Source organism: Variovorax sp. 350MFTsu5.1 (assembly GCF_048302515.1).
GTDB lineage: Bacteria > Pseudomonadota > Gammaproteobacteria > Burkholderiales > Burkholderiaceae_C > Variovorax > Variovorax guangxiensis.
In genome coordinates, this window is record NZ_CP157621.1 from 412,405 (window position 1) to 437,861 (window position 25,457).

Sequence of the window (25,457 nt, forward strand, 5' to 3'; positions counted from 1 at the left end):
AGATGAATTTCGATTGGTCCGTGATCTGGACGCACCGCGCCGCGCTGATCGAAGGCGCCGCGCTCACGGTGGGCCTGACGGTCGTCACCATGCTGCTGGCGGTGCCCGGCGGCATCGTGCTGGCACTGATGCGCCTGTCTTCGAACCGGCTGGCGCAGTCGGTCTCGCTCGGCTTCGTGGAGTTCTTCCGCAACCTGCCGCTGATCCTGGTCATCTACTGGGCCTTCTACGTGATGCCCATGGCTTTCGACGTGCAGTTCTCGCCGATCACCACCGCGCTGGTGGCGCTGGTGCTGAACATCGCGGCCTACAACGCCGAGACCTTCCGCGCCGGCATCAACTCGATCCGCAAGGGGCAGATGGAAGCCGCGCTCGCCATGGGCATGTCGCGGCGGCAGGCGATGTTCAAGGTGGTGATCCCGCAGGCGGCGCGCCGCATCCTGCCGGTGATCGCGAGCACCTGGATCTCGCTCTTCAAGGACACCTCGCTGGTCTCGGTCATCGCCGTGGGCGAGCTGGCCTACACCTCGATGCAGATCCGTGCGCAGACCTTCCGCGTGCTGGAGATGCTCACCGCCATGGCCGCCATCTACTGGCTCATGGGCTACCCGCAGGCCAAGCTAGTGGACTGGATCCACCGCAAGTACGGAGTCAAGGAATGAACGCAAGCACACCCAACGCATCGCTCGCGCCCGCGCGCAAGAACGCCGACCAGCCGCCGGTGCTGGTCTACGAGAACGTCCGCAAGCTGTATGGCGACTTCGTGGCGCTGCGCGGCGTGTCGCTGCAGGTGCACAAGGGCGAGGTGATGTGCCTGATCGGCCCGTCGGGCTCGGGCAAGTCCACGCTGCTGCGCTGCACGAACGCGCTGGAGAGCATCGACGGCGGCCGCGTGCTGGTCGACGGCGTGCCGCTGCCCACGCAGGAGTCGCAGGTGCGCAAGGTGCGCCAGCGCATGGGCATGGTGTTCCAGAGCTTCGAGCTGTTTCCACACAAGTCGGCGCTGGACAACGTGGCCATGGGCCCGGTCACCGTGCTCGGCATGCCCGAGGACAAGGCCCGCGCCCGCGCGATGGTGCTGCTGGAGAAGGTGGGCCTGGCGAACAAGGCCGGCAACTTCCCGGCCAACCTCTCCGGCGGCCAGCAGCAGCGCGTGGCCATCGCCCGCGCGCTGGCCATGGAGCCCGAGGTGATGCTGTTCGACGAGCCCACCTCGGCGCTCGACCCCGAGACCGTCGGCGAGGTGCTGACCGTGATGCAGAAGCTCGCGCAGGAGGGCATGACCATGATCGTCGTGACCCACGAGATGGGCTTCGCGCGGCGCGTGGCCGACTGGGTCGTGGTGTTCGAGGCCGGCGCCATCATCGAACAGGGCCCGCCGCAGCAGATCTTCGAAAACCCGACGGTGGAGCGCACCCGCGACTTCCTCGGCCATCTCGGCTGGAACGGCTGAGCGCCGACCTTCCCTCTTTCCCCCAAGACACACGCACAACAGTCACGCCATGAAAATCACCAATGCACGCGTCATCGTCTGCAGCCCCGGGCGCAACTTCGTCACCCTGAAGATCGAGACCGACGAGGGCCTCACCGGCATCGGCGACGCCACGCTGAACGGACGCGAACTCTCGGTGGCCGCCTACCTCACCGAGCACGTCATTCCCTGCCTGATCGGGCGCGACGCGCACCAGATCGAGGACATCTGGCAGTACCTCTACAAGGGCGCCTACTGGCGCCGCGGCCCGGTGACCATGACCGCCATCGCCGCGGTCGACACCGCGCTGTGGGACATCAAGGCCAAGGCCGCGAACATGCCGCTGTACCAGCTGCTCGGTGGCAAGAGCCGCACCGGCGTGATGGTGTACGGCCACGCCAACGGCCGCGACATCGAGCAGACCGTGGAAGAGGTGCTGCGCTACAAGGAAGAAGGCTACATGGCCATCCGCGCGCAGAGCGGCGTGCCTGGCCTGGAGAAGGTGTACGGCGTGGGCCGCGGCACCATGTTCTACGAGCCGGCCGACGCCGACCTGCCGAGCGAGCACGACTGGTCGACCGCCAAGTACCTGGAGCACACGCCGAAGCTCTTCGACGCGGTGCGCAGCGCGGTCGGCCCCGACATCCACTTGCTGCACGACGTGCACCACCGCCTGACGCCCATCGAGGCCGGCAGGCTCGGCAAGGCGCTGGAGCCCTTCAACCTGTTCTGGATGGAAGATGCGACGCCGGCCGAGAACCAGGAAGCCTTCAGGCTGATCCGCCAGCACACGACCACGCCGCTGGCCGTGGGCGAGATTTTCAACAGCATCTGGGACTGCAAGGACCTGATCGAGAACCAGCTGATCGACTACATCCGCACCACGGTGGTCCACGCGGGCGGCATCACGCAGTTGCGCCGCATCGCCGACCTGGCCTCGCTCTACCAGGTGCGCACCGGCTGCCACGGCGCGACCGACCTGTCGCCGGCCTGCATGGGCGCGGCGCTGCACTTCGACATGTGGGTGCCCAACTTCGGCATCCAGGAGTACATGCGCCACACCGAGGAAACCGATGCGGTCTTCCCGCACGCCTACAGCTTCGCCAACGGCATGCTGCATCCGGGCGAAGCACCGGGCCACGGCGTGGACATCGACGAGAAGCTTGCGGCGAAGTACCCGTACAAGCGCGCCTACCTGCCGGTGAACCGGCAGCAGCACGACGGCACGCTGTGGAACTGGTGAGCGGAGTGAACACCGTGCAGCGACTGCATCCCGACGCCCTGCCCCGACTGCCCGCGGACGTCGCCAGGCCGCGCTATGCGCGCGACGCGCTGCGCGCCGGCATCGTCCATCTCGGCGTGGGCGCCTTCCACCGTGCGCACCTCGCGGTCGTCAACGAGGCGGCACTGCATGCGAGCGGCGATCTGAACTGGGGCACGGTGGGCGTCTCGCTTCGCGCCGCCGACACGCGCGACGCATTGCAGCCGCAGGCCGGCCTCTACACGCTGGCGCTGCGCGACGCGGCCGAAGACGGCAGCCCGCGCGAGGCGCTGCAGGTGGTGGGCAACCTGCTCGGCGTGCTTGTCGCGCCCGAAGACCCGGGGGCGGTGCTCGAACGCATCGCGCACCCGGACACGCGCATCGTCGGCCTCACGATCACCGAGAAGGGCTACCACCACGACCCGGCCACCGGCAAGCTGCGGCTGGACGACGCTGACATCGCGCACGACCTGGCGAATCCGGCGGCGCCGCGCACCATGCCCGGCTTCGTGGTGCATGCGCTGAACCTGCGCCGCCAGCGCGGGCTGCCGCCGGTCACGCTGCTGTCCTGCGACAACCTGCCCTCCAACGGCGACACGTTGCGCGGCATCGTGCTGGCCTTCGCGAAGCAGGTCAACGGCGCGCTGCACGACTGGATCGACGCGCACTGCACCTTTCCGAATTCGATGGTCGACCGCATCGTGCCGCGCACCACCGATGCCGACCGCGAGCGCATCTCCGCGCGGCTGGGCATGGAAGACGCTTGGCCGGTGGTCGGCGAGCCTTTTCTCGAATGGGTGGTGGAAGACCGTTTCGCCAACGGCCGGCCCGACTGGACGGCCGGCGGTACGCGCTTCGTCGGGCATGCCGAGCCCTTCGAGCGGCTGAAGCTGCGCATGGTCAACGGCAGCCATTCGGCGCTGGCGTATCTCGGTGCGATGGCCGGGCTGCGCACCGTGGACCGCGCGATGGCGGTGCCGGAGCTGCGCGGCTACATCGACGCGCTGATGCGGGAAGAGATCGCGCCGACGCTGCCGGCGATGCCGGGGCTGGATCTGGATGCGCATCGCGCCCGGCTGCTGCAGCGCTTTTTGAACCCTGCCCTGCAACATCAGACGAAGCAGATCGCTATGGACGGCTCGCAAAAGCTGCCGCAGCGCCTGCTGGGCACCGTGCGCGAGCGGCTTGCGGCGGGGCTGCCGATCGACCGGCTGGCGCTGGCCGTGGCCGCGTGGCTTCACTACCTGCGCGGCGTGGACGAGACCGGTGCGACGCACGACATACAGGACCCGCTCGCGGCCGCGCTGGCCAACCGGCTCGCGCGGGCGGGCGCGGCTTCTTCGGTGCAGGAGCGTGTCGCCTTCTTCACCGGATTCGCCCCGGTCTTCGGCAAACTGGGCAGTGAGCCGCGCTTCGTGGCTGCGGTAGCGTGGCACCTGGGCGTGCTCGAAGCCCGCGGCGTGATGGGTGCCCTCACCGCCTTTGACCTGCCCCCTTCAGACGTACCAATGTTGAGTTAGCGAGAAGGTTGTAGAGACTACTTGATCTCCGGTGATTGCCTTGCATCGCCAGCGCGCTGGCGATGCAAGGCGGCGACCTGCTGGCGAGATGCGGCCCAGCGAACTGTGGGGCCGCACCTCGTTGTAGTCGCGTCGCCAACGGGCGATCTCTCGCCTGGCCTGCGCGAGCGACTCGAACCACTGTTCGTTCAGGCATTCGTCGCGGAACTTGCCATTGAAGCTCTCGATATAGGCGTTCTGGGTAGGACAGCCCGCGTCGTTGAGCAAGTGCCGAACGCCGCGCGTAGCGGCCCAGGCCATGAAGGCCCGGCTGGTGAACTCCGGCCCCTGGTCGGTGCGGATCGCCAACGGGTAGCCGCGGAACTGCGCTGCCTGGTCCAGCAAGCGTATGACGTACTCGCCACCCATGCCGTGGTCCACTGCAATTTCCACGCACTCGCGGCTGAAGTCGTCCACCACCGTCAGGCATTTGATGCGCCGGCCGTTGGATAGTGCATCCATCACGAAGTCCGTGCTCCAGGTTTCATTGATGTGCCGGCTGGCTGCCAGCGGCTGGCGCTCGCCGCTGACCCGCTTGACCTTGCGGCGCTTGCGCACCGACAGGTTGGCCAACTTGTACAGCCGCCACACGCGCTTGTGGTTCACCTGATGCCCCTCAAGGCTCAACAGATCGTGGAGGCGCCGGTAGCCAAAGCGTCTGCGCTCATGCGTCAGTTCGACGATTCGCGTGCTCAGGCTGGCCGTGGCCTCGTCCATGTTGGGAGGCTCCCGGTAGCTGGTCCTGGACAACCCCGCATAGCGACAGGCGCGGCGCTCGCTGATGGACAGTTCCTCAACCATCCTGGCAGCGGCCTGGCGCCTGGCCTGCGGGGTCAGCGCTTTACCCCGAAGCCCACCTTCAGCACTCCGATGTGCAGGTGGGCTTCAGCCAGCAATTTCTTGAGCTTGGCGTTCTCGCTCTCGATGTCACGCAGCCGTGTGGCTTCGCTGGCCTGCATGCCGCCGAACTTGGCGCGCCACTTGTATAAGGTCGCATCGCTGAAGCCGCCCAGGCCGACACAGTTTCTTGATCGCCATACCGCCCTCGGCCTGCCTGAGAAATCCGATGATCTGCTCGTCGGTGAATCTGCTCTTCTTCATGTCCGTTCTTTCTCTGAAAACGGACTCTACTAACCTTCAACTGGTACGCCCTATGGGGAGCAGGTCATCGACGCCGGCTATCTGGCCGAGAGCAGCTATTACTCTGCAGGCTCAAAGGGATCAAATTCCCGATGGACTTCGCCAGCGCGAATGCCACGAGCCCATGCGTCGAACATTTCTTCGCCAACACCGCGTGCAAAGAACGTGACCGATGGGAATGCCAGCGAGATTTCTCGAAGCATCGCTATTAAGAGTTCGGCATAGAAAGCTCCGAACAGACTTGGCAATCCAGATTCCTGTCCGGAGATGCTCCGTCATCGGCAGTTCAGTTCACCATCTTCACCGAATCTCCATGGAAGCCACGCCGCGTCTCTATCAACGCACGTCATAACCATGCTCCATGGGTACCACCGGTCATCTGACCGGGAAAGACACGCCCACGAACGCCCGCCTCTCGGTATTCCGAGGACTGAATTTTTTATGTTGGAGGTCATCCATGTTCTTGAACCACTTGACGAAGCGCATGATCGCTGTGGTCATGCCCTTCTCTGCGCTGATGGCGGCGACCCCGGCCCATGCAGGGGTCAGCTGGTCTTTCGGTATCAGCGTACCTGCACCCGTTGTCGTGGCACCAGCCCCCATCTACTACGAGCCAGCGCCAACCTATGTCGTTCCGGCGCCGTCGTACTACCCTTCGCAAGTTCTCGTGCGTCCGGCGCCACCGGTCTACTATCGCCCCGCACCACCAGCCTACCAAGCGCCGATCACATCACTGCGTGTCGAGCACAACAGCTATCACAGCAACCATTACCACTACCACGACTGGTCCGACGACGATTGATGCAGGTGGGCAGACACGCGCCGTTCTGTCAGATCAAGGCTTGCCCCTCGGACGAAGCACCGTGCAACTGCGCCATGGCAGCCAGAGTTCACAGGACTCCCGCCACCAGTGATCTGAGAAAGACCCAAGGGAATATCCCCCTGTCGTGCCCATCGCTGAAAACGAACTGCACACCGTAGGTACCGACCGGTTGGATGTCCCTGACCTCGACGCCTTCATTCGGCAACCGCTCGCTTGCGATGCTGTTGCCCGATGCAGCGCGCCACGATTTGCAACCGGCACATGGACAATTGGCGCGCAGCGATTGATATGACACCACATGCTGCGCCCCGTCCGTCCAGCGGAACTCCAACGCCCCGCGGAGACGATGATCGACGATGGACTCAGGCGCCATGCGACACGGCAAGGCGTCCGCCGATCTGCGCGATGGCCAGTCGCACGGACTTGCGCACTTCAGGGTCGGGATCGTGCGCTGCGTTTTCGAGACCCGGCAGCGCACCTGCATCACCGACTTCGCCGAGTGCCAGCGCGGCCTCCTTGCGCAGGTTGCTGATCTCATGGGCCAATGCCGCGAGCAGCGGAGCGACGCTCTCGGCGCTGCGCAGTCTGCCGAGACTTCGCGCCGCGCGAAGACGGACCTGCCAATAGGGATCGTCCAGCGCCGCAAGCAGTGCCCTCGCCGCCTCGGGCTGCTGCAGCTTGCCGAGCGCGGTCGCGGCCTCCTCCCGCACTTGCCAGCTCGCATCGCGCAGCGCGGTTTCGAGTGCCGCGCGCGCCTGCGCGTCGTCCGTCGCAAACGCCAGCGCGCCCACGGCGGCACGACGCACCTCATCCACCGGATCGGCCGCAGAGAGCGCCGCCAGCACCGGCAGTGCACCGGCATGCTTGAGGTAGCCGAGCACGCCGACCGCCTCACGGCGCAGAGCCGCGGCATCCGCGGCATTGGCGCCACCGGCGGCCTCCGCGTCCTTTGGCGGCGCCTGCAGCGCCGCGAGCGCAGGTTCGGCACTCGCGGGCGCCCGCAGCTCGCGCAGAGCACGCAAGACGGCGGCACGCACCCTGGCCGGGCCGGCACCGGCATGCGGCAGCAGCCAAGCGGCAGAGGCTGGCTCCTTCAACTCGGCCAGACTGTGGGCAGCAGCTTCACGCACCTCGACCTCGGCATCGTCGAGGGCCGCTGCCAGTCCCTCGACGGCAGCTTGGTTCTCCATGCTCTCGAGCGCCATTGCCGCTGCGGCGCGCACGGTTGGCTCTGCGTCTCGCAGGGCAACGACCAACAGCGGCGTGTGCGCCTCATCGGCCAAGTCGCCGAGGTCCATCACGGCGATGCGACGCACTTCGGCATCGGGCGAGACCAAGCGTGGGGCAATGGCCTGCAATTCGGGATTGTCGAGGATCGAGAGGGTCATTCTTGTGTCTAGATCGCAAAGTGCAGTTGAGCGGCAGCGGGCTTGCCGAGTGGCGTGAGGCGCTCCAGCGGCTCGCTGGATCCCGCATGCGGATGCAGCAGCTGCAGGCAACGCCGCTTCAACGCGATGAATTCGGAGGAAGTGACCAACGACGGATCACGCGGGCGGGCGAAGTCCGGTGTGAACTCGGCGACGATACGGCCCGGCCGCGGCCCCATCACGAGCACGCGATCGCCGAGGAACAGCGCCTCGTCGATGTCGTGCGTGATGAAGACGATGGTGGTGCGCACGCGCGTCCATGCATCGAGCAACTGGCGCTGCATCATCAGGCGGGTCTGGGCATCGAGCGCGCCGAAAGGCTCGTCCATCAGCATCACGCGCGGATGGTTGATGAGCACCCGCGCGATCTCCGCGCGCTGCTGCATACCGCCCGAGAGCTGGGAGGGATAGAAGCCCGCGAAGGCATCCAGGCCCACGAGCCGCAGCATCTCGTGCGCCCTGGCATCGCGCTCGCGACGGCCGACGCCCTGCATCTTCAGTCCGAAGGCGACGTTGTCCAGCACCTTCTTCCACGGGAAAAGCGTGTGGTGCTGGAAGACCAGCCCCCGCTGCGGATGCGGTCCGCGCACTGCTTCGCCATCCACGTGGATGGCCCCGCTGGCAAGCGTCAGATGGCCGGCCAGCGCGCCCAGCAGCGTCGATTTCCCGCAGCCAGAGGGGCCGAGCAGGCAAACGAATTCGCCAGGCTCGATCTGCAAGGTGATGTCCTGCACTGCGTCGAAGGCCTGCGCGCCATGCCCGAGGCGCACGCGCAAGCCATCGATGACGATGCGTCCGGCTCTCACGTCGTCCTTCACCGTCTTGCCTCCTGCACCCTGCGCCAGGGCATCAGCAGCTCGCCCGCCCTGCGCACGAGCGCACTGCTGCCCATGCCGAGCACGCCGATGCAGAGCATGCCCACCACGATGTCGGCGTAGTTCTGGATCGTGTACGACATCCACGTGTAGTAGCCGATGCCGAACTGGCCCGAGATCATTTCGGCCGTGACCAGGCAGAACCATGCCGTGCCCATGCCGATCGCAAGGCCTGTGACGATGCTCGGCAGCGCACCGGGCAGGACCACCTCGCGAAACACGGCGAAGCGGCCAGCGCCCAGGCTGCGCGCCGAGGCAACGAGACGCGCATCCACGGCCTCCACGCCGTGGACGGTGTTGAGCAGCACGGGGAACAGTGCCCCCACGAAGGTGATGAACACCATCGATGCTTCCGAGGAGGGAAACATCAGGATTGCCAACGGGATCCAAGCCACCGCGGGGATCGGCCGCAGGACTTCCAGTGGTGGCAGGAGTGCGTCCTCGGCCCATCGTGCGCGGCCGATGGCCAAGCCCAGTGCCACGCCCAGCGCGACGGCCAGCCCGAAGCCGATGAACACGCGTCGCAGGCTCGCGCCCAGGTGCTCCAGCACCAGCGGCGACTGCGCGAGCGCCCACGCCGATTCGGCCACTTCGCGCGGCGAGGGCACGTTGCGGAAGGTGATGAAGCCCAGGTCGATGCGCTGGCCGGTGGCCAAATGCCACGCGAACAGGCAACCGAACAGCGCGGCCACGCGCAGGGTGGCCCGCGGCAGGCCATCGCGAAGGATCGCGACAGAGGAGACGAAGTAGCTGGCCATCATGGATGGGAGCGCGCGGTGCTCGAGGTATCCGAGAGGGTGTCAGCCGGCCAGCGCGGCGCGAACGCCAGCGAAGTCCGCCACCCTGCCCCCATGCTTGGTAGCCCAACCCTCGGCTTGCTCCTTGAGCAGGAAGGCATCGACCTCGCCCTTGGGCCCGAGCACGAACCAGGCATCGGCCGCCAGCAGCTTGTTGCCGCTGTTGCGGTCCTGCGCATACACCACACGCGCCTTCTTGCCGGCCTTTTCCAGCTTCTGCAGGTCGCCGAAGGCATTCTCGGGCGAGGCGTAGTGCCGCACCAGCGCCTCGCCGGCGACCCAGATCTGCGCCACGCGGCTCGTGTCCGTGATCGGCTTGCCCGTGGCGGCGTCCTTTGCCGCCAACGGTGCGCGCGCATAGTTCTTCAGTTGCCGGTCGTAGTCCAGCCCCGCCTCCTTGAAGGCGGTTCGGACGTAGCCGTCCTGCACGAAGGCATTGGCGTCGATGTCGTTGTCGGTGCGCTTGAGCAGGCGCAGCGTGTCCAGCGAAGTCTTCACGGCCTGGCGGTACTCGGGCTTCCAGCTCAGGTCGCGCGTCTGCAGGCCCAGCGGGCCGTGGAACAGGTAGTTGACCTCGGCCTCGATGCCAGTGACCTTGGCGATCAGTTCGCTGTACTTCTCGGGCTCCGCCGCCACGAGGCGGTCGGCCTCGAGCGCCGCGCGCAAGTAGGCCACGACCACCTCGGGGTACTTCTTCGCATAGTCCTCGTCAACCAAGCTGCCGTGGAAGGTGGGCGCGTTCGCCTGCGAGCCGTCGTAGATCTTGCGTGCGAACCCGCGGTAGGGGAAGAGCTCTGCGAACGGCACGAAGTCGGCATGCGCCTCGACCTTGCCGGCCTGCAGCGCGGGCCCCGCCACTTCGGGCGCCTGGGTCGTGATATTCACGTCCTTCAGCGGATCCCAGCCCTGCGCCTGGATGGCGCGCAACAGCATGCCGTGTGAAGTCGATGCGAAAGGCACGGAGATGGTCCGCCCCTTGAGCTCGCTGATCGACTGCACCTTCGAATTCTTCGGCACCACGATGCCGTTGCCGCTGCCGCTCGTGCTGCCCGAAAGCACCGTGATGAAGATACTCTTGCGTCCGGCCTTCTGGAAGGCAGCGCCGTTGAAGCTGCCAGGAAAATCGGCCATCGAGCCCAGGTCAAGCTTGCCCGCGACCATCTCGTTGGTCAGCGGCGCCCCCGAAGTGAAGTTCTTCCACTCGATCTGATACTGCGCGTCCTTGTACTTGCCGGTGCGTGGCAGGAACTTCTCGAGCAGCTTCAGTTCACGGATCAGCAAACCGCCAGTGGCGCAATTGATCGTGGTGTCCTGCGTGCCGATGGCGATACGGATGGTCTCGGCCTGAGCCGCGGGCAGTGCCAGCAGCAGGCCGAGGGCCGCGGCCCACGCGGTCAGGATTCTCTGGGTCTTCATCGTGATGCTCCGGTTGCAATGTGCGGACTGCGGCTCAGCGCAGCAGGTAGGGAATGTCGACGGTGACCGCGCCTGTGGGGCAGTCCTTCTCGCAAGGCATGCAGTACCAGCATTCATCGAACTTCATGTAGGCCTTGCCCTTGCTGAGATCGATGGCGAGCACGTCCAGCGGGCAGACGTCGACGCAGACCGTGCAGCCCTTGTGGGCGATGCACTTGTCCTCGTCCACGCGCACGGGCACGCTGGTGGGGTTGAAAGCGAGTGGCATGTGGGTTCTCTTCTTGTCGTGGATGCTGTGCAAGGACGTGCGCCGAAGCTCAGGCCTCGGCGGTCTCACCGGCCACGGTGGGTACACGCAGATGCTGGTAGGCCGACATCTCGTGCGCATCCAGCGGCACGATGTAGGGATCGACCGGGCGCTTGAAGCTCACCATCGCTTCACCCTGCTTGCGCAACTGTGCGTGGCAGAACCATTCGCGGTCGTTGCGCTGGGGGAAATCCACGCGGTGGTGATAGAGCCCCCAGCGGCTTTCGGTGCGGTACAGCGAAGCGCGCGCGGCCATCTCGGCGCAGTCGCGGATGGCATGCACCTCCATCGCGCGCATCAGTTCGTGCGGGCCGGCGGCGCTGAGCTGTTCCAGGTCCTCGTGGATCTGCTCGAAGCGCGAAAGGCCGATCTCCATCTTGCGCGTCACCTTGGGCGGCTGCAGGTAGTCGTTGACCATGCGGCGCAGCTTGTATTCGACCTGCGCGGGCGGCAGCCCCGCCCTGCCCTGTTCGCTGCCACGCACGAGCGGCGCACTCACGCGGGCGTGCTCGCGCGCAACCTGGTCCCCGTCGAGCTCGGGCAGTTCGATGTCGGCGCAGTGGCGTGCCGCGCTTTCTCCGGCAAGCCGGCCGTAGACGAAAGCGCCAAGCATGTAGTTGTGCGGCACGCAGGCCAGGTCGCCGGCGGCATGCAAGCCGGGCACGGTCGTGCGCGCATGCTCGTCCACCCACACGCCCGAAGCGGAATGCCCGCTGCACAGGCCGATCTCGGAGATGTGCATCTCCACCATCTGCGCGCGGTAGTCGGTGCCGCGACCGGCATGGAAGCGCCCGCGGCTCGGCCGCTCATTGGTGTGCAGGATCTGCTCGATGGTGGCGATGGTCTCCTCGGCCAGATGGTTCAGCTTGAGGAAGACCGGTCCGTTGCCGCCCTGGAGCTCGTTGTAGAACTCCATCATCATCTGGCCGCTCCAGTAGTCGCACTCGATGAAGCGCTCGCCCTTGTTGTTCGTGGTGTGGCCGCCGAAAGGCCCGGCCACGTAGGCGCAGGCGGGGCCGTTGTAGTCCTTGATCAGCGGGTTGATCTGGAAGCACTCGATGCCCGAGAGCTCGGCGCCCGCGTGGTAGGCCATGCTGTAGCCGTCGCCTGCGTTGGTCGGGTTCTCGTAGGTGCCGAAGAGGTAGCCCGAGGCCGGCAAGCCCAGTCGCCCGGCTGCGCCGGTGGCCAACACCACGGCCTTGGCGCGCACCACGTGGAACTCGGCCGTGCGGCAGTCGAAGGCCATCGCCCCTGCGATCGCGCCGTCGGGCGCGGTGAGCAGGCGCGTGACCACGAGGCGTTGCGACATCTCCACGCGCGCGCGCTTGAGGCGCCGGTACAGCACGTTCTTGATGCTGTGGCCCTCGGGCATGGGCAGGACGTAGGTGCCCATGTGGTGGACCTTGCGCATCGCGTAGTCGCCAGTCTCGTCCTTCTCGAACTTCACGCCCCAGCGGTCGAGCTCCTCGATCATCGCGTAGCTGTTGCGCGCATAGGCCATCACCGTCTTCTGGTTGACGATGCCGTCGTTGGCGGTGGTGATCTCCTTGACGTACTGCTCGGGCGTAGCAAAGCCGGGCACCACGGCATTGTTCAGGCCATCCATCCCCATCGAGATGGCGCCGCTGCGCTTGACGTTGGCCTTCTCAAGCAGCAGGACGTCGAGCGCGGGGTTGGCTTCCTTTGCCTTCACGGCCGCCATTGGGCCGGCGGTGCCGCCGCCGATGACCAGCACGTCGACGATGCGGGTGACGATGTTCATGGGCTGCCCTTCGGGGTGTGGCTGCTTTGCGCGGGCGCCGGTGTCGCACGCGCGATGCGCAGGCGGTGCTGGAAGGCGTCGCCGCGGAAGTAGAGGTCTTCGAAATCCAGCGGTGTACCGCCGGCTGTGTGGGTCAGCCGCTCCACCCGCAGCACGGCCGTGCCTTCGGCCACCACCAGCGCCCGCGCGAGCACCTCGTCGGCGAGCATCGCGTCGATCTGCAGATCGGCGTGGCCGAGCGCGATGCCGTAGTCGTTTTCCAGAATCAGGAAGATGTCGCGCCCGGCCAGATCCGCCTGGCGCAGTCGCTCGCCGATCGCATGCGGGAGGTAGGTCACTTCGTAGGACACCGGGGAACGGTTGAGGTGGCGCACGCGCTTGATCTGCGCGACCGGGGCGCCCTCGGCCAGACCCAGGCGCTGTGCCACGCGCGGCGCGGCCGGCACGGTCTTGTGGCTCGTGACCTGGTTGCGGATTTCGTAGCCCATACGCACCATCGCCTCGGCGAAGCCCTCGAGCTGGCCCAGGTGCTGGAACGCCTTGGGCTTGGCGACGAAGGTGCCCTTGCCCGGAATCTTGAAGATCAGGTTCTCGCGCTGGAGGTCGCTCAATGCCTGGCGCACCGTGATGCGGCTGACCTTGAACAGCACCACCATCTCGCTTTCCGAAGGCAGCTGCGCGTGCGGTGCGTAGCTGCCGTCGAGGATGCGCTCTCGCAGCGTCTCGCGCACCTGGGTATAGAGGGGAACGGGGGAAAAGGCGATGGGCTCGAACGCCTTGGCGGATGACATCTGGCTGACCTGTTATGACCGGTTGGACGAGACCGGATGCTAGGCAGCGATGCTTCGTTCGTTAAATACGAAAAACGTGCTTCGATATGCGTTAATCATTCGACGCCTATTGGCACGCTTCCCGTTCTGGCAGCATCCGCCATGGAAAGCGCCTGCCGGAAAGGTTTTTTCGGCATTGCACGCGGCGGTGCTGCGCTGCCCTGATCACCCGGCCCCGTCGACGCGCGCACGGCTGTGCCGCCTGCCCCACGGGCTGGTGCCAGCGCGGTCGAACCACACGAGCGCAACGCTCAGCGCGTGCTTCCGTCCGGACTTCTCAGGCTGCGTTGGAGGGTCGCTGCACCGGTCGGCAAACGATTGACGCAAGGACAAAGCCAAAGGCAGCAGGCTCTTCGGGGAAAAGCGCCGACGGCGATCGGCTGGTTCCATGGCCGAGACGCCAGCGCGAAGCGGCCAGCTCCCGAGCAGCGGGATCGTCTTGCGGCCCCACGTCAGCCGGGCATCCAACCTCGCTGAAAGCGCCTTGCGGGGCTGAGGGTCTGAGAGCCTGGGAGCCTGGGATAGGGCGAACTGTCGAACTGTCCGCAGGCATGGCGACATCGGCCACCATCGCGATTGCCTCCTCATGTACCCGCCTTTGCTTCCCCGCGTGGGGACATGGCCGACTCGCCGCCGGCCCGCTCGTTCGCCGCAAGGCGCTAGGGAGCCACGTGGCCGTAGCAGGTCTTCAGTGCCGTGTAATCGTAGAAGTGAGCGGTTCCCGCCTTCTTCGCGCCGTCGCAGGCGGCCTTGAAGTCGGTCTCTTTCTCGTTGTAGAGCATCTTCACGAGCAGCTTGCCGCTGGCGTCCGCGTACACGTCCCACTGCATGTTGGCGGCCATGGGCGAAACGTATTCACCGCGCCATGCATTGCCCACGTAGCTGAAGGCCGCGGTCTTGGGAACGCTCTGGTCCACGCCCTTCAGGCCCATGCGCACAGCGAAGGGCATGAGGATCTCCGCATGCGCGAAGCGCAGCTTGGCGGCATGCGAGCGATCGCCGCGCTCGATCGCATCGACCTCGTTGAACATGTCGTCCACCAGGATCTGCGACATGCGCGAGGTGATGTCGCCCTTCTCGCTCATGCCGGGGCCCTTGTCGTAAAAATCGGACCCGTCGTTCAGCGCGGCGAAGAACTTCGCCTGCGTGGCAGGCATGTAGGCGGCAAAGTCGACGCCGGCCTCGCTGCGCATCGCCGGCGCGATCACGTAGAGCTCGTACATCAGCGATCCGGCGTCGCCCAGCGACTTGATCGTGGTCTTGCCGTCGCCGCTGAGGTTGGGTGAGAACTTGCCATCGTCGCTCGTATAGCTGAAGCTGCCGGAGTTGGCGAAGCTGTAGGTGCCGTCGGCGATCTTGTCGACAAAGCTCCTGGCAAACAGCCGCTCCAGCAGCAAGCGGCCGGCCGCCGTCGCCTCGGGCGTGAGCGTCAGGCCACTTTGCTTGGCAAGCAGGTCGGCATCGCCTGACTTGTACGCCTGATAGGCCTGGCTGTCCTGGTAGGTCGTGTACAGGGGATCGGCCGGTTTGCTCACCAGGTCGGTGGCCTTCACCAGCTTGTGGAAGTACAGCAGGAAGCGGTTGGTGCCCGCCGGCTGGCTCACCGCGGCGCCGGCATCAGGGTAGGGCCCCGGTGCCGCCGGATAGGTGACCAGCGGTGCCAGCGCGGGCTGTGTAGCTTTGAGCGATTGCACGAAGAAGTTGCCGCTGTCGACCGCGCGATCGACACCGGAGGTCACGGTCACGATCTGCCGCGGCGCCGATCCGGCACTGTCGGCAACCTGCTTCCAGTAGGCGGGCAGGCGCTGCACCAGACGTGCCGCGAGCTGCGTGTGCTCGTTGATGCCCACCTGCGTCTCATTGCCGTAGCCCGGCGTGCTGATGCCCGCCACGCCGTAGCCGAGCAGGAAGTTGGCCTTCATGATCTTCAGCACATCAGGGCCGAGCTTCTCGCCTAATGGGGTCAGCGCGCCATCGTCCTGCGCCTTCTTCCACATGTTGTAGATGGCCAGGTCGTACTTGAGGCTGGACAGGCCGCGCGATCCGTGGCGCGCGATCATCTGGGTGTAGACCGGCGAAAAGCCAGCTGGCGCCACCTCGTAGGTGCTAACGTCCTGCTGGGCGCGGTACGGCGCCTTGGTCTGGTAGTAGCGGTCGGTCAGGGCGGCAGCCGTCAGCACGGCCCGGATGTCGTCGTCGGCCGTCGCCGATGCCAGTGCGTCGCGGATGCGCTGCAGTCCTTCGTCGGACGCGGCCTGGAGCGCCGCCTTGGCCACCGGATCGCTCTCGGTATTGAAATCGCCGAGCAGCTTGGCCGCCACTACACCGACCGAGATCGCAACCTTGCTGCTGGCCACCTTGAAATCGAGACCGCCTGCTTCCATCTCCGCGACCACCGCGGTCGAATGGAAATCCACCACGCCCGGGGCTTCCTTCGGCGCGCGCAGCACGAGCCGCGCGCTCACGGGCTTTGAGGCCGATGTGGTCGGGTCGAATTCGGTGGCGTCGGTGCCGATCTCGGCCACGATCCCCGCGCCTGAACCGGTGAGCGTGAAGGCACCCTGCTTGTCCGTGCGTGTCGAGGACTCCCCGGCGTCGCAGCGACCGTTGGCGTTGGTGTCGAGGCAGACCTTGGCATTGATGAAGTAGCTTCCCACCACCATCCCGCTGACGCTGGCGGGCGTCGTTGCCGGTGACGGCGCTGGTGTCGGCGCTGGTGTCGGCGCTGGTGCTGTGGGCGCCGGGGGCAGCGCCAAGGGAGCGCTCCCACCACCGCCGCCTCCACAGGAGGCCAGCAGGAGCGAGAGGAGACCCAGGGACGAAGAAGGTACGCCTGCAATGGCGCGGCGGAGGACGGAGTTCGGGCGCATGGGGGAAGTCCGGTGGACAAAAGGCCGGAATGCTTTCACGCGTGCGTGACGTTCCCGTGACCTTCATTTTTTCGGGACCTGCTCCGATGTCCCGAAGCGCTGCGTGCGTCGGATCCGCCCCCTTCACGGAATGCCCATCGGACGTCCATTCATTCCATATTCTTCAAACGCATCCTTGCCCGTCCACTCGTCGGAGGGCCAGACACGAACGAGCACCTGCGGGGGTCACGGCGACGAGAGCCGATGGATGACCACGGCAGCGATCTGCGTTCGCTGACAAGAGGCCGTCGACAACGCAGCAGCCTCATTGCTTTCCACATGATCGTCCTGTCCCGACACCTCCCGTATCGGTGCCTTGCGCGCGCAAGACACGATGCTCGAAGCCAAGGTGCAGCACCCAACTTCTCCGCAGGCCCTCCTACCTATGGACAGAACGAAGATTTTGGCCACCATCGTTGAGATGGGGCGCGAGGGCCTGGGGTACACGCCGGCGGACGCGCTCGACGTCATCGCCGAGCTGATCGCAAAGGAAGATCTGCATGACAGCGCCTACGACTTCAACGTCGAGAGGCATCTGCGTCTCGGTGCCACCATCTGGAGCCTGAGGCACCGGTTGTTCCTGCCGGGTGGCGACAGGTCCAAGGCACGCTGACGGGACAGGCTGTCCGAGGCGGTGTCGAAGGGGCCGCGCTGGTCCGCGAGGCCGGCGTGAGCGGGCGGGTTTTGCGGACCTACCTACATTCCAGCCACGCCCTGGGCCAGCGCGAAGTCGAGCAACACGCGGTCGGAGGGTTCCTCGGGCCAGGTGACCTGTGCCAGCCAGCGATGGAAGGTCGTCGCGGCAATGCGGCTGGCCGGCCCGTCGCGACGCCAGGCACGCGCAATGGGTGCCGCGATCTGCCCGAGCCGCTCGGTTTCGAAGCGCGATCGCATCTCGGCCTGTGCGGCCTCGGGCATCTCCTTGTAGAGCACTTTGGCCTTTTGCATGCGGTCGTTCTCCCACAGCTCGCGGATTCGATGCATGCGGTCCTCGCCGCTGAGCTCGGCCGCGGGCCGGCTGCGGGCCAACGCCGGGGTGGATGCCGGCTCGGAGACCTCGATCGCCCCCTTTACCCCGGCATATCCCTTCTTGAGTGCGTCCTTGAAATACGCCGCCGGCGATTTGAGTTCCGGTAGCGCCTGGCTGCGAAGGCGTTGCTCCACGTGCTCGAGGGTGCCGCGCAACTGCCCTTCATCCGTGGTCGCATACAGATCCTGGGCCTCGTCCTGCTTCAGGCCGAGCGCGATGAGCTTGCCGACGAGTTCGAGGTCGAACACGTTGCGGCTCGGATCGTCTGCGGCGCCCAGGCGCTGCTGCAGCTTGGGCAGGACGCGGAACTGGATCTCCTCGACGCGCCGCCCCTGCTTGTGTTCGATGAGTTCGAGGCTGAAGTCCTCGCAGAGGGCATCGATCTCGGCCAGTGCCTTGCTGATGACATCGCGCTTGAGAAAGCGGTAATCGACCTCGGTGATGTCGCTGCGCCCAGTGAGCACGGCTGCCCACCAGAGCACGTCCTCGCGCATGGACAGCCGGCTTGGCGAACTCAGGTAGCGTGCGCCGATCTCGTAAAGAACGGCGGCCGGGTAGCTGCGCATCTGGCCGCTGATCTCCAGCAGCACGCGGGTGTACTGGTGTGGCTTGACCAGCCGTTCGCGGATCTCCTCGGGGTAGCGCCAGGTGATGGTGCAGGGCCGGCCCCTGCCCTGTTCCTCGATGGTGACGGTTCCGAGCAACTGGGAGGACACCCAGCGCTTCAGGCCGGTGCCGCTGGTCGACCATTCGATGGTGGTTGCCTGCATGTCGCGCAGGTGCGATTTCAGCAGCTCCGTGTTGTTGGAGTTGAAACGGGCATCGCCAATCAGTTCACTGAGGGCGAGCTTGTAGACGGGTTCGTCAACGCCTTGGCGTTGAGAGTGATAGAGCAGCGCGTTGTAGATACGTCGCGACAGCAGGGTCAGGCGGCCCCGCTTGGGTCGGATCGCGATGGCCTCGTTGGCCTTGGCAACGCTTTGTTCATCAGGGGCCGGCGGCGGTTTGGGCGGCTGTCGCGGAACTTCGCCGTCTTCCATGGGGCCTCTTTCAGATATCTGCGGTTTCACATCATGCCGTTGTTTTGTGAATCGGTCAATTTACAAATGCACGAGAAGCCTCTTGAGACTTTGAAAAGAAACACTTGAAAGGATTGAAGATTTGACGGAGTGATTTTCTGAAGGCTGACAAGGACTTGCACGCACTGATGTGAGCACGGTTGGGATTTCGTGTGAGAGGTTTTGGGATTGAATGTGAGATCGGATGGGGTTTGAAGGCGCTTGACGTGTGGACGGTTGGGATTTGACGTGAGTGGATTGGGGGTGCGCCAAGCGATGGGGGCCGTCAAGGGACCGTGAACGCATGGGTTCGCCCTAGGAACGCGGTTGAAGCCGGGTCCAAGAAGGAGTGGTTGGCGGATCGACGGTGATTTTGTTCGCCTCGGACGCCGGCACCCGAGAGAGAACCCCAAAGAACCTCACCTTGGTCCCCAAACCCTCTCACAATTGACAGGGTCGAATCGCCGGGTCTCTTTGCGGATCTTGTCCATTCGACGGAATCCCATAGAATGGCTGAATTCTGTCGAATAAGGCTGTTCTTCATGGCATTGCCCGCCCCCGCCGGTGCTGGAAACCAGGTTTCCACGTCCGCCTCCTCTTCTTCCCTGCCCCCCTCCCCTGCTCGCGCACGCATCGACATGCCGCGTATCGCTGCGTTGGCCGTACGTGCCGGCTCGATGGTCGAGCAGATTCGTGGTCGCTTGCTAGCGCCTGAAGCGCGCAAGGTCGCGCCGATCTATTCCACCGCCCAGCTGGCGGCCTTGTGCGGCGTCGACAAGGCGCATGTGGCTTACCGCATCACCAAGGAGGATCTGCCCAGTGGCCGGTTGACGCCGGCCGGCGGCAAGCGCAACTTCGAACTCAGCGAGCTGCGCAGCTGGACCCGGACCTACCGCGCCGACAAGATGCGCCCGGCTGGGAAAAAGGCGTTCACGATCGCGGTGGGCAACTTCAAGGGCGGCGTCGCCAAAACGACGACCGCCATGGTTCTGGCGCAGGGACTGAGCCTGCGCGGCCATCGGGTGCTGGCCATCGACACCGATCCGCAGGGATCGCTCACGACCCTGCACGGTCTGCTGCCCGAAGCGGAGATCAGCGAGGACATGACGATCGCACCACTGTGCGATGGCAGCCAGTCCGACATCCGCTACGCGATCCGCTCGACCTACTGGGACGGGCTCGACCTGGTGGCCGCGGCCCCTTTCCTTTTCTCGGCCGAGTTCGCACTGCCGGCGCGGCAGATGCAGGAGCCGGGCGCGCGTTTCTGGGATGTGCTCAACGCCGGCCTGGAAAGCGTGCGTGATCTCTATGACGTGATCGTCATCGACACGCCCCCCTCGCTGTCCTACGTGACCATCAACGCGCTGTGGGCGGCCAACGGGATCGTGGTCCCAGTGCCGCCCTCGGGCCTGGACTTCGCTTCGTCCGCGCAGTTCTGGTCGCTGCTCGCAGACCTGGGCGCCAACCTCGACGCGCAAGGCGGCGACATGGCCGGCAAGGCCTTCGACTTCCTCCACGTGCTGCTCAGCCGGGTGGACCCGAGCGACCCGGCCACGCCGGCCGTGCGCCAGTGGATCCAGGCCACGTATGGGGAATACACGCTGCCGGTGGAAATCCCGAAGACCAGCGTGACGAGCAACAAGGCGGCCGAGTTCGCGACCGTCTATGACGTGCAGAAGTACGAAGGCGCTGCCAAGACCTACAAGCGCGCTTCGGATGCCTATGACGCCTTCGTCGACCTGGTCGAGCAGTCCGTGGTGAGCAGCTGGTCGGACAAGGCACAGGTGCAATGAGGAAGACATCACTTCTTTTGAAGGGCATGCGAACGCCGGGTGGAAACCAGGTTTCCACGGACCGACCGGCAGCGCGTCGCTTGCCTCACGGGGCAGGCGAACTGGCTGGCGGTCTCTCGCGGAGGACTGAACGCTCCTGCGCGCGGTGGATCTCGCGTCGTTTGTCCTCGGCCGTCGGTCCTGCCTGGAAACCTGGTTTCCAGGCCTGGGCGTGGCGCCGTACGTGCCGTGTGGAAACCTGGTTTCCACAGCGATCGCAAGGCCAGGGGGCATTCGCATTCCGTCAATCGGGCGCCGAGCGCTTCGCCTGGAAACCAGGTTTCCACCGCCAAGGAGATTCCAATGGCTAGTACACGCAAACGCCTCGAAGCCTTGACCGCAGGACTGTCGATCCCCGAACCGGTGCCTGCTGCCGCAGCGCCGGTCGCTCACATACCGGCACCCCCGGTGCTGCCCGGCGTGGCTGTCCCGCCCGTGGTGGAAACCAGGTTTCCACCAGCCCAGACAGGCACCACCGCCCCGCGCACGGGACCAGGTCAGATGCTCGCATTCCGCGGCCAGATGCAGGCCGTGGAAGGAGAGCTCGCGGCCCTGCGCGAGCGGTTGCTTCAACACGATGGCTCGACGCCCACGCGCAAGCTCGACCCCACGACGATCCGCGCCTCGCGCTGGGCCAATCGCCATCCCACGTCGTTTGAGACCTCGGAGTTCGCTGCGCTGAAGGCCGACATCGAGCAGGCCGGTGGCAATGTGCAGCCGATCCTGGTGCGCGCCTTGGCGGATGAGCCGGGATGCTACGAGCTGGTGTTCGGTCACCGGCGTCATCGCGCATGCCTGGATCTCGGCATCCCCGTGCTGGCCGCGATCTGGCTCGACGAACTGGGCGACATCGAGTTGTTCACGGCGATGGACCGTGAGAATCGGGAGCGTTCGGATCTCTCCGCGTACGAGCAGGGTGTGATGTACCAGCGAGCACTGGACGAGCATCTGTTCCCGACCCAGCGTCAGCTGGCCGAGAAGGTGGGCAGGAGCCATACCTGGGTTCGCAAGGCGCTGATGGTGGCGCAACTGCCATCGGCCGTGATCGAGTGTTTCCGCAGTCCCCTCGAGGTGCAGCACCGGCACGCAGAACAGCTCAATGCGGCACTCGACAAGGACCGCCGCAGCGTCCTGAAGCGCGCCGAGAAGGTGCGTGGCCTGAAGCTCGCGCCAGCTGCGGTGGTGGCGCGACTGCTGGGACTGGATGCGGGCGCAAAGCCGGAAAAGCTCGCCATCGAGAGCGAAGGCAAGACAGTGGGCTCCTGCCTGCGGGCGCCCGACGGCACCATCAAATTGACCTTGCTGCCTGGCACCGTGTCCGAACTCGCGCCGGAGGCATTGCTGAAATCCATGTCCGAGACTCTGCAAAAGGTTCGGCTGCTCGGCTGAGCAGAGACCCCACCGGGCACGTGAGCACCGTTGGGAAATGGTGCCCACTGTGGCCGGACAGGGCAGGGGGCAGGCTGAAATCGGGTCAGCGGCATCACTCGACATGAGCGAGATCCTCCGCCGGTGGCCTGGCTTCCAGCATCTTCCCGGCCAGACTGTTTTTCCTGTGCCTCCTTCCGTTGGGGGCGCTCAAGTCCAAGTATCGAACAATCGGGCGCGAGGGGCTGCTCGATCCGGATGTCCTTCTGCTGGACGACCCGCCGCCGCGCACAGGGCGCCCTCGGTCACTGCAGCTTTTGATTCGCGATCTGGTCGGATGATCCTGCGTGTGTATGGCAATGCACTTCAAATGCTCCCTGAGGATGGAAACCAGGTTTCCACCTCAGGTTCCCTGCAAATTCGCCATCGTCCGTTCTAGATCCCGAAGGATTTCTCAAAAAACTCGACTTGAAGTTTGCGCTCACTCCATATTCACGATGTTGTGCGCCCAAATCCCAAAAAGTTGCACATACGGCGACCGGGAGTGCCGAAGGCGTGGCGATCGCAGGCCTCATGCGCAGTCCAAGAAGGCAGGCTCGTGCTCGCTCCGGCAAGTCCAGTCCAATGGACTTGGTGTCAACGAGATGCATGCTCAAGAAACGTGCTCGGGTCGCGTGGACTGCTTGGGATCGACTCGAGCAATTCAGCCGGCCGCTCGCCCCGGCCGCAGCCTTCCGTGAGAGGAGGGCGAGATGCCGGCCGGAGCCCTATGACGGAATCCTTAAGTTGGACAGCCAGTTGCAGCGCAAAGCGAAGGCAACTGCTCAACAGCATGCTGAAGCACAGCGGGAACCGGATCGTGCGGCACGGCCATCGTCCGTAAAAAACTCCTATAGATCAATAACTTAGCGAAGGACCTGTGCCTACCTTCTTTGCTTTGCGCATTCCGACAGCACAAATTATCATTGATGATTATGTGAATGATGTCAGCCTTGGGTGGAATGGATCTGCTTGTTCAGCGGCGAAAACACGCAGGTGGGCGAGATGATTTCGCTGGGCCCAGGGTCCCGATAGCATCGAGGAATACGAAGCAAATGGGGGTTGCGGTGAGCATGAGTATCAGGACAAGGACGTCCCCTGTTGGGCGGGCCAGTGACGCCAGTGTCCATAGCGAGCGGCAGGGCGCGGGCCAACCTGGGCCGGAGCAAAGTGGTTGGCATCCCGTCAGCGTCTCGCACGCCGATCCGCAAGGGCGGGGGAGGGAGCTGAGCCGATGAGTCGCCACCCCGTGCCGAGCCGTGAAGAATTGGCGTCGCTGGACGACGACGCACTCGAGCGTCTGTCCCGCGAGTGGCGCGCGCGTGCCGCGCGCGGGGACACGCGGGCCTATGGCGCCGCCCATGCATTGGAAGTCGAGTGGCGCCAGCGCGTTCGTGTCAGCCGAGCCCAGCAGTTGCCGCTACCGCCGGAGACCGAGCCGCGCCGCTGGTGGAAGTTCTGGAGGAGCCGACCGGGCTCCGCAGCTGCGCCGTCCCCGTGAAGAAGGTCCCTCCGCGCAAGCTCCACCGCGGCCATTTCGCCTTCATGCGTGCGCTCGCCCAGGGCGTGGACGAGCGCGCCAGCTGGGAGCGCTACCTGCGGCTGGAGGGCGAGCATGTCGACCTGCGCACCGTGCGCCGCACGATCGCCTGGATCCGGGATGCTTTTGCCGCAGCCGCGCGCCGCGAGCGCAAGCCGGGTACGGCGCGCTTGATCCTGCTGGACCCCGAGCGCTTCACCGCGACGCCGGCGCTGCCGAGCCTGGCCGAGTTCGCGCAAGCCCAGGGCCTGGAGGATTTCTCGGAAGCCGAGCAGATCGAGGCCTACGAGGCGGCCTTCGCGCAAGGCGGTGGTGCATCGGGAAGGGGGCGCGGCCAGCCCTCGCGCCGTGCGCGCGTCATCGAGCGCCAGCTCGAGGCGTTGCACTGGCTGGAGCGCTTGGTCGCCCAAGACCCGCGCCCGGCAGACAGCGTGGCGGCCTGGCTGCATCCGGCACTGGCCGAGCGGCTGGAGCGCGCGGGGCTGGCGACACTGGCGACGCTGGTGGCGCACGTCAACCGCAGCGGGGCGCGCTGGTGGGTTCAGGTGCCGGGCGTGGGCCAGCGCAAGGCCGCGCGAATTCTGGACTGGCTGCACGCGAACGAGCAGGTGCTCGGACTGCATGTGAGCGCTCACGCCAGCGTGCCGCGCGCGCAATTGGCGTCGTCCGTCTTGCACGGGGTCGTGCCGGCCGCCACCGCCTTGTTGCCCTACGAGAAATTCGTGCTGCCCGCCGAGTTGGACGGCCGCGCGGGCGCGTGCCGCGCCCCGCGGGAGGTCTGCCGGCTTGCGGCGTCCGACGACCACGCGGCCGTCGGTGCGTGGCTCGCTGCCAAGGGAAGCGCCGACGCGACCCGCACATCCATGAGTTCCACGCAGCGCTCCTATCGAAAGGAAGCGGAGCGGCTGCTGCTGTGGGCAGTGCTGGAGCGTGGCAAGGCGCTCTCTTCGCTCACGAGCGAGGATGCACAGGCCTACCAGGCCTTTCTGGAGAATCCGCCTGCCCAGTGGTGCGGTGCGCGCCATCACCAGCGCTGGTCCCCCATGTGGCGACCGCTGGAAGGCGCGCTGACGCCGGTCGCGCTGCGCCAGTCGCTGATCATTCTTCGCAGCCTGTTCGCTTTTCTGGTGCAGCAGGGTTACGTGGTGGGCAATCCCTTTGCGCAATCGGCACTGCCGCCCGATGCGCAGGGTCGCCTCGGCGCCCAACGGATGCTGAGCTTCGCGCAGTGGGATCACCTCGATGGATTGTTGCGAAGCCATGTGGACACCGAACCTGGACGGCGGCTGCGCCGGGGCATGCGCTGGCTTTATGCCACCGGGCTGCGCCTGGCCGAGATCACAGGTGTGCGCTGCGAGGACCTGCAGCCGGGGCCATCCTCTGTTGCCGATGGGCGCGGCGACAGCGACTGGCTGTTGTCGGTGACTGGCAAGCGCGGCGAGCGTCGGCAGGTGCCGGTGCCGGTCGAACTGATCGATGAGTTGGGGCAGGAGCTGGCGCGCCATGGTTTTGATCGGCAGGTGGATGCGCCCGGCAACCGCGGTGTTCCTTTGCTGGCCCGCTTCGGCACGGGGGCCGAGCATCCCGCCGCCTGGTCGCCTTCGGGGCTCTACCAGGCCATCAAGGCCTTTCTCGCGCGTGCGGCGCTCGGCCTCGAAGCGGCCGAAGCCGCACAGCTGAGAAAGGCCAGCACGCACTGGCTGCGGCACTCCCATGGAGCCCATGCCCTGCGTGGAAGAGAAGGGCGTGCGCCGGTATCGCTGGCGGTGGTGCAGAACAACCTCGGCCATGCCTCGCCGACCACCACGGCGATGTACCTGTCGAAGTCCTGAAGGGCGGTGTCTTGCACGGCCGCGGTGCGGCACGGGCTCGCCATCGGCCGGTGTGCCGGCAGGTCGAGATTGTTGGCGCGCCGTAGCGAACTTGCATCGCAGGCAAGCACACATGCGCGGCACTGCGCTTGTCAGGGGGCAGACGGGGCCTGCCGCGTTTGGAGGTGATAGGCAGCTTCTT

The 25,457-nt window shown here is 65.8% G+C and carries 19 protein-coding genes and 1 pseudogene; 9 read left to right on the forward strand and 11 right to left on the reverse strand.

Going from position 1 to position 25,457, the window contains the following annotated elements; all coding sequences use genetic code 11:
• Positions 1 to 2: 2 nt before the first annotated feature.
• Genes ABL843_RS33380 through ABL843_RS33395 form a run of 4 tightly spaced genes read left to right on the forward strand, consistent with a single transcriptional unit; the run spans position 3 to position 4,252 of the window.
• On the forward strand, positions 3 to 662 hold the full coding sequence (locus tag ABL843_RS33380; protein ID WP_418120642.1) for an amino acid ABC transporter permease: 660 nt from the start codon (positions 3 to 5) through the stop codon (positions 660 to 662).
• Positions 659 to 1,453, forward strand: coding sequence for an amino acid ABC transporter ATP-binding protein (locus ABL843_RS33385; protein WP_418120643.1), 795 nt, complete (start codon positions 659 to 661; stop codon positions 1,451 to 1,453). Before ABL843_RS33380 ends, ABL843_RS33385 begins: the two co-directional genes overlap by 4 nt.
• Positions 1,454 to 1,502: 49 nt before the next feature.
• A complete protein-coding gene (gene manD, locus ABL843_RS33390) occupies positions 1,503 to 2,714 on the forward strand; it encodes a D-mannonate dehydratase ManD (protein WP_418120644.1) in 1,212 nt (403 codons plus the stop codon).
• Positions 2,715 to 2,728: 14 nt separating this feature from the next.
• On the forward strand, positions 2,729 to 4,252 hold the full coding sequence (locus ABL843_RS33395) for a mannitol dehydrogenase family protein (protein WP_418120645.1): 1,524 nt from the start codon (positions 2,729 to 2,731) through the stop codon (positions 4,250 to 4,252).
• Here the strand turns inward: ABL843_RS33395 and ABL843_RS33400 are convergent.
• Positions 4,229 to 5,392, reverse strand: a pseudogene (locus tag ABL843_RS33400) (IS3 family transposase). The gene ABL843_RS33395 and the pseudogene ABL843_RS33400 sit on opposite strands and share 24 nt — an antisense overlap.
• 496 nt (positions 5,393 to 5,888) lie before the next feature.
• Here ABL843_RS33400 and ABL843_RS33405 point away from each other — a divergent pair.
• Positions 5,889 to 6,233: a hypothetical protein gene (locus tag ABL843_RS33405; protein WP_418120646.1), complete on the forward strand. Its 345-nt coding sequence runs from the start codon at positions 5,889 to 5,891 to the stop codon at positions 6,231 to 6,233.
• Between the two features lie 88 nt (positions 6,234 to 6,321).
• Here the strand turns inward: ABL843_RS33405 and ABL843_RS33410 are convergent, their stop codons facing one another.
• The 9 genes from ABL843_RS33410 to ABL843_RS33450 form a co-directional block, all read right to left on the reverse strand.
• Complete coding sequence (locus ABL843_RS33410) at positions 6,322 to 6,627, reverse strand: gamma-butyrobetaine hydroxylase-like domain-containing protein (RefSeq protein WP_418120647.1); 306 nt, start codon at positions 6,625 to 6,627, stop codon at positions 6,322 to 6,324.
• Positions 6,617 to 7,642 carry a HEAT repeat domain-containing protein gene (locus ABL843_RS33415; protein ID WP_418120648.1) on the reverse strand — a complete coding sequence of 342 codons (1,026 nt, stop codon included), beginning with the start codon at positions 7,640 to 7,642 and terminating at the stop codon, positions 6,617 to 6,619. The genes ABL843_RS33410 and ABL843_RS33415 overlap by 11 nt, the downstream gene beginning before the upstream one ends.
• Positions 7,643 to 7,650: 8 nt before the next feature.
• The gene (locus ABL843_RS33420; protein WP_418120649.1) at positions 7,651 to 8,499 is read right to left on the reverse strand and encodes an ABC transporter ATP-binding protein; all 849 of its coding nucleotides are present in this window, start codon (positions 8,497 to 8,499) and stop codon (positions 7,651 to 7,653) included.
• Positions 8,496 to 9,314, reverse strand: a complete 819-nt coding sequence (locus ABL843_RS33425; RefSeq protein WP_418120868.1) for an ABC transporter permease — start codon at positions 9,312 to 9,314, stop codon at positions 8,496 to 8,498. The genes ABL843_RS33420 and ABL843_RS33425 overlap by 4 nt, the downstream gene beginning before the upstream one ends.
• A gap of 42 nt (positions 9,315 to 9,356) precedes the next feature.
• Positions 9,357 to 10,769 (reverse strand): ABC transporter substrate-binding protein, encoded by a 1,413-nt coding sequence (locus tag ABL843_RS33430; RefSeq protein WP_418120650.1) that lies wholly within the window; start codon positions 10,767 to 10,769, stop codon positions 9,357 to 9,359.
• Between the two features lie 34 nt (positions 10,770 to 10,803).
• Positions 10,804 to 11,037 (reverse strand): 4Fe-4S dicluster domain-containing protein, encoded by a 234-nt coding sequence (locus ABL843_RS33435; protein ID WP_018904228.1) that lies wholly within the window; start codon positions 11,035 to 11,037, stop codon positions 10,804 to 10,806.
• Between the two features lie 49 nt (positions 11,038 to 11,086).
• The gene (locus tag ABL843_RS33440; RefSeq protein WP_418120651.1) at positions 11,087 to 12,838 is read right to left on the reverse strand and encodes a fumarate reductase/succinate dehydrogenase flavoprotein subunit; all 1,752 of its coding nucleotides are present in this window, start codon (positions 12,836 to 12,838) and stop codon (positions 11,087 to 11,089) included.
• Positions 12,835 to 13,629: a GntR family transcriptional regulator gene (locus ABL843_RS33445; protein ID WP_418120652.1), complete on the reverse strand. Its 795-nt coding sequence runs from the start codon at positions 13,627 to 13,629 to the stop codon at positions 12,835 to 12,837. The genes ABL843_RS33440 and ABL843_RS33445 overlap by 4 nt, the downstream gene beginning before the upstream one ends.
• A gap of 698 nt (positions 13,630 to 14,327) precedes the next feature.
• A complete protein-coding gene (locus tag ABL843_RS33450; RefSeq protein WP_418120653.1) occupies positions 14,328 to 16,331 on the reverse strand; it encodes a histidine-type phosphatase in 2,004 nt (667 codons plus the stop codon).
• Between the two features lie 580 nt (positions 16,332 to 16,911).
• Here ABL843_RS33450 and ABL843_RS33455 point away from each other — a divergent pair.
• Complete coding sequence (locus tag ABL843_RS33455) at positions 16,912 to 17,190, forward strand: hypothetical protein (protein WP_418120654.1); 279 nt, start codon at positions 16,912 to 16,914, stop codon at positions 17,188 to 17,190.
• A gap of 83 nt (positions 17,191 to 17,273) precedes the next feature.
• On the opposite strand, the gene ABL843_RS33460 is transcribed toward ABL843_RS33455, so the two are convergent.
• Entirely contained in the window at positions 17,274 to 18,647 is a 1,374-nt protein-coding gene (locus tag ABL843_RS33460) for a RepB family plasmid replication initiator protein (protein WP_418120655.1), read from the reverse strand.
• Positions 18,648 to 19,303: 656 nt separating this feature from the next.
• On the opposite strand from ABL843_RS33460, the gene ABL843_RS33465 reads away from it, so the two are divergent.
• The 3 genes from ABL843_RS33465 to ABL843_RS33475 all read left to right on the forward strand — a co-directional run bounded on the left by ABL843_RS33465 (position 19,304) and on the right by ABL843_RS33475 (position 25,276).
• Entirely contained in the window at positions 19,304 to 20,458 is a 1,155-nt protein-coding gene (locus ABL843_RS33465; protein ID WP_260319657.1) for an AAA family ATPase, read from the forward strand.
• 342 nt (positions 20,459 to 20,800) lie between these two features.
• The gene (locus tag ABL843_RS33470; RefSeq protein ID WP_418120656.1) at positions 20,801 to 21,886 is read left to right on the forward strand and encodes a ParB/RepB/Spo0J family partition protein; all 1,086 of its coding nucleotides are present in this window, start codon (positions 20,801 to 20,803) and stop codon (positions 21,884 to 21,886) included.
• A 1,515-nt stretch (positions 21,887 to 23,401) separates the two neighbouring features.
• Positions 23,402 to 25,276 carry a phage integrase family protein gene (locus ABL843_RS33475; protein WP_418120657.1) on the forward strand — a complete coding sequence of 625 codons (1,875 nt, stop codon included), beginning with the start codon at positions 23,402 to 23,404 and terminating at the stop codon, positions 25,274 to 25,276.
• Positions 25,277 to 25,457: the final 181 nt, after the last annotated feature.

Bases quoted from the DNA above. Each gene is read 5' to 3' on its own strand.
- ABL843_RS33405 (WP_418120646.1), top strand. From the start codon at position 5,889: ATGTTCTTGAACCACTTGACGAAGCGCATGATCGCTGTGGTCATGCCC.
- ABL843_RS33415 (WP_418120648.1), bottom strand. From the start codon at position 7,642: ATGACCCTCTCGATCCTCGACAATCCCGAATTGCAGGCCATTGCCCCA.
- ABL843_RS33425 (WP_418120868.1), bottom strand. From the start codon at position 9,314: ATGGCCAGCTACTTCGTCTCCTCTGTCGCGATCCTTCGCGATGGCCTG.
- ABL843_RS33470 (WP_418120656.1), top strand. From the start codon at position 20,801: ATGGCTAGTACACGCAAACGCCTCGAAGCCTTGACCGCAGGACTGTCG.
- manD (WP_418120644.1), top strand. From the start codon at position 1,503: ATGAAAATCACCAATGCACGCGTCATCGTCTGCAGCCCCGGGCGCAAC.
- ABL843_RS33380 (WP_418120642.1), top strand. From the start codon at position 3: ATGAATTTCGATTGGTCCGTGATCTGGACGCACCGCGCCGCGCTGATC.
- ABL843_RS33385 (WP_418120643.1), top strand. From the start codon at position 659: ATGAACGCAAGCACACCCAACGCATCGCTCGCGCCCGCGCGCAAGAAC.
- ABL843_RS33435 (WP_018904228.1), bottom strand. From the start codon at position 11,037: ATGCCACTCGCTTTCAACCCCACCAGCGTGCCCGTGCGCGTGGACGAG.
- ABL843_RS33430 (WP_418120650.1), bottom strand. From the start codon at position 10,769: ATGAAGACCCAGAGAATCCTGACCGCGTGGGCCGCGGCCCTCGGCCTG.
- ABL843_RS33455 (WP_418120654.1), top strand. From the start codon at position 16,912: ATGCTCGAAGCCAAGGTGCAGCACCCAACTTCTCCGCAGGCCCTCCTA.
- ABL843_RS33445 (WP_418120652.1), bottom strand. From the start codon at position 13,629: ATGTCATCCGCCAAGGCGTTCGAGCCCATCGCCTTTTCCCCCGTTCCC.
- ABL843_RS33440 (WP_418120651.1), bottom strand. From the start codon at position 12,838: ATGAACATCGTCACCCGCATCGTCGACGTGCTGGTCATCGGCGGCGGC.
- ABL843_RS33460 (WP_418120655.1), bottom strand. From the start codon at position 18,647: ATGGAAGACGGCGAAGTTCCGCGACAGCCGCCCAAACCGCCGCCGGCC.
- ABL843_RS33465 (WP_260319657.1), top strand. From the start codon at position 19,304: ATGCCGCGTATCGCTGCGTTGGCCGTACGTGCCGGCTCGATGGTCGAG.
- ABL843_RS33410 (WP_418120647.1), bottom strand. From the start codon at position 6,627: ATGGCGCCTGAGTCCATCGTCGATCATCGTCTCCGCGGGGCGTTGGAG.
- ABL843_RS33450 (WP_418120653.1), bottom strand. From the start codon at position 16,331: ATGGTGGTGGGAAGCTACTTCATCAATGCCAAGGTCTGCCTCGACACC.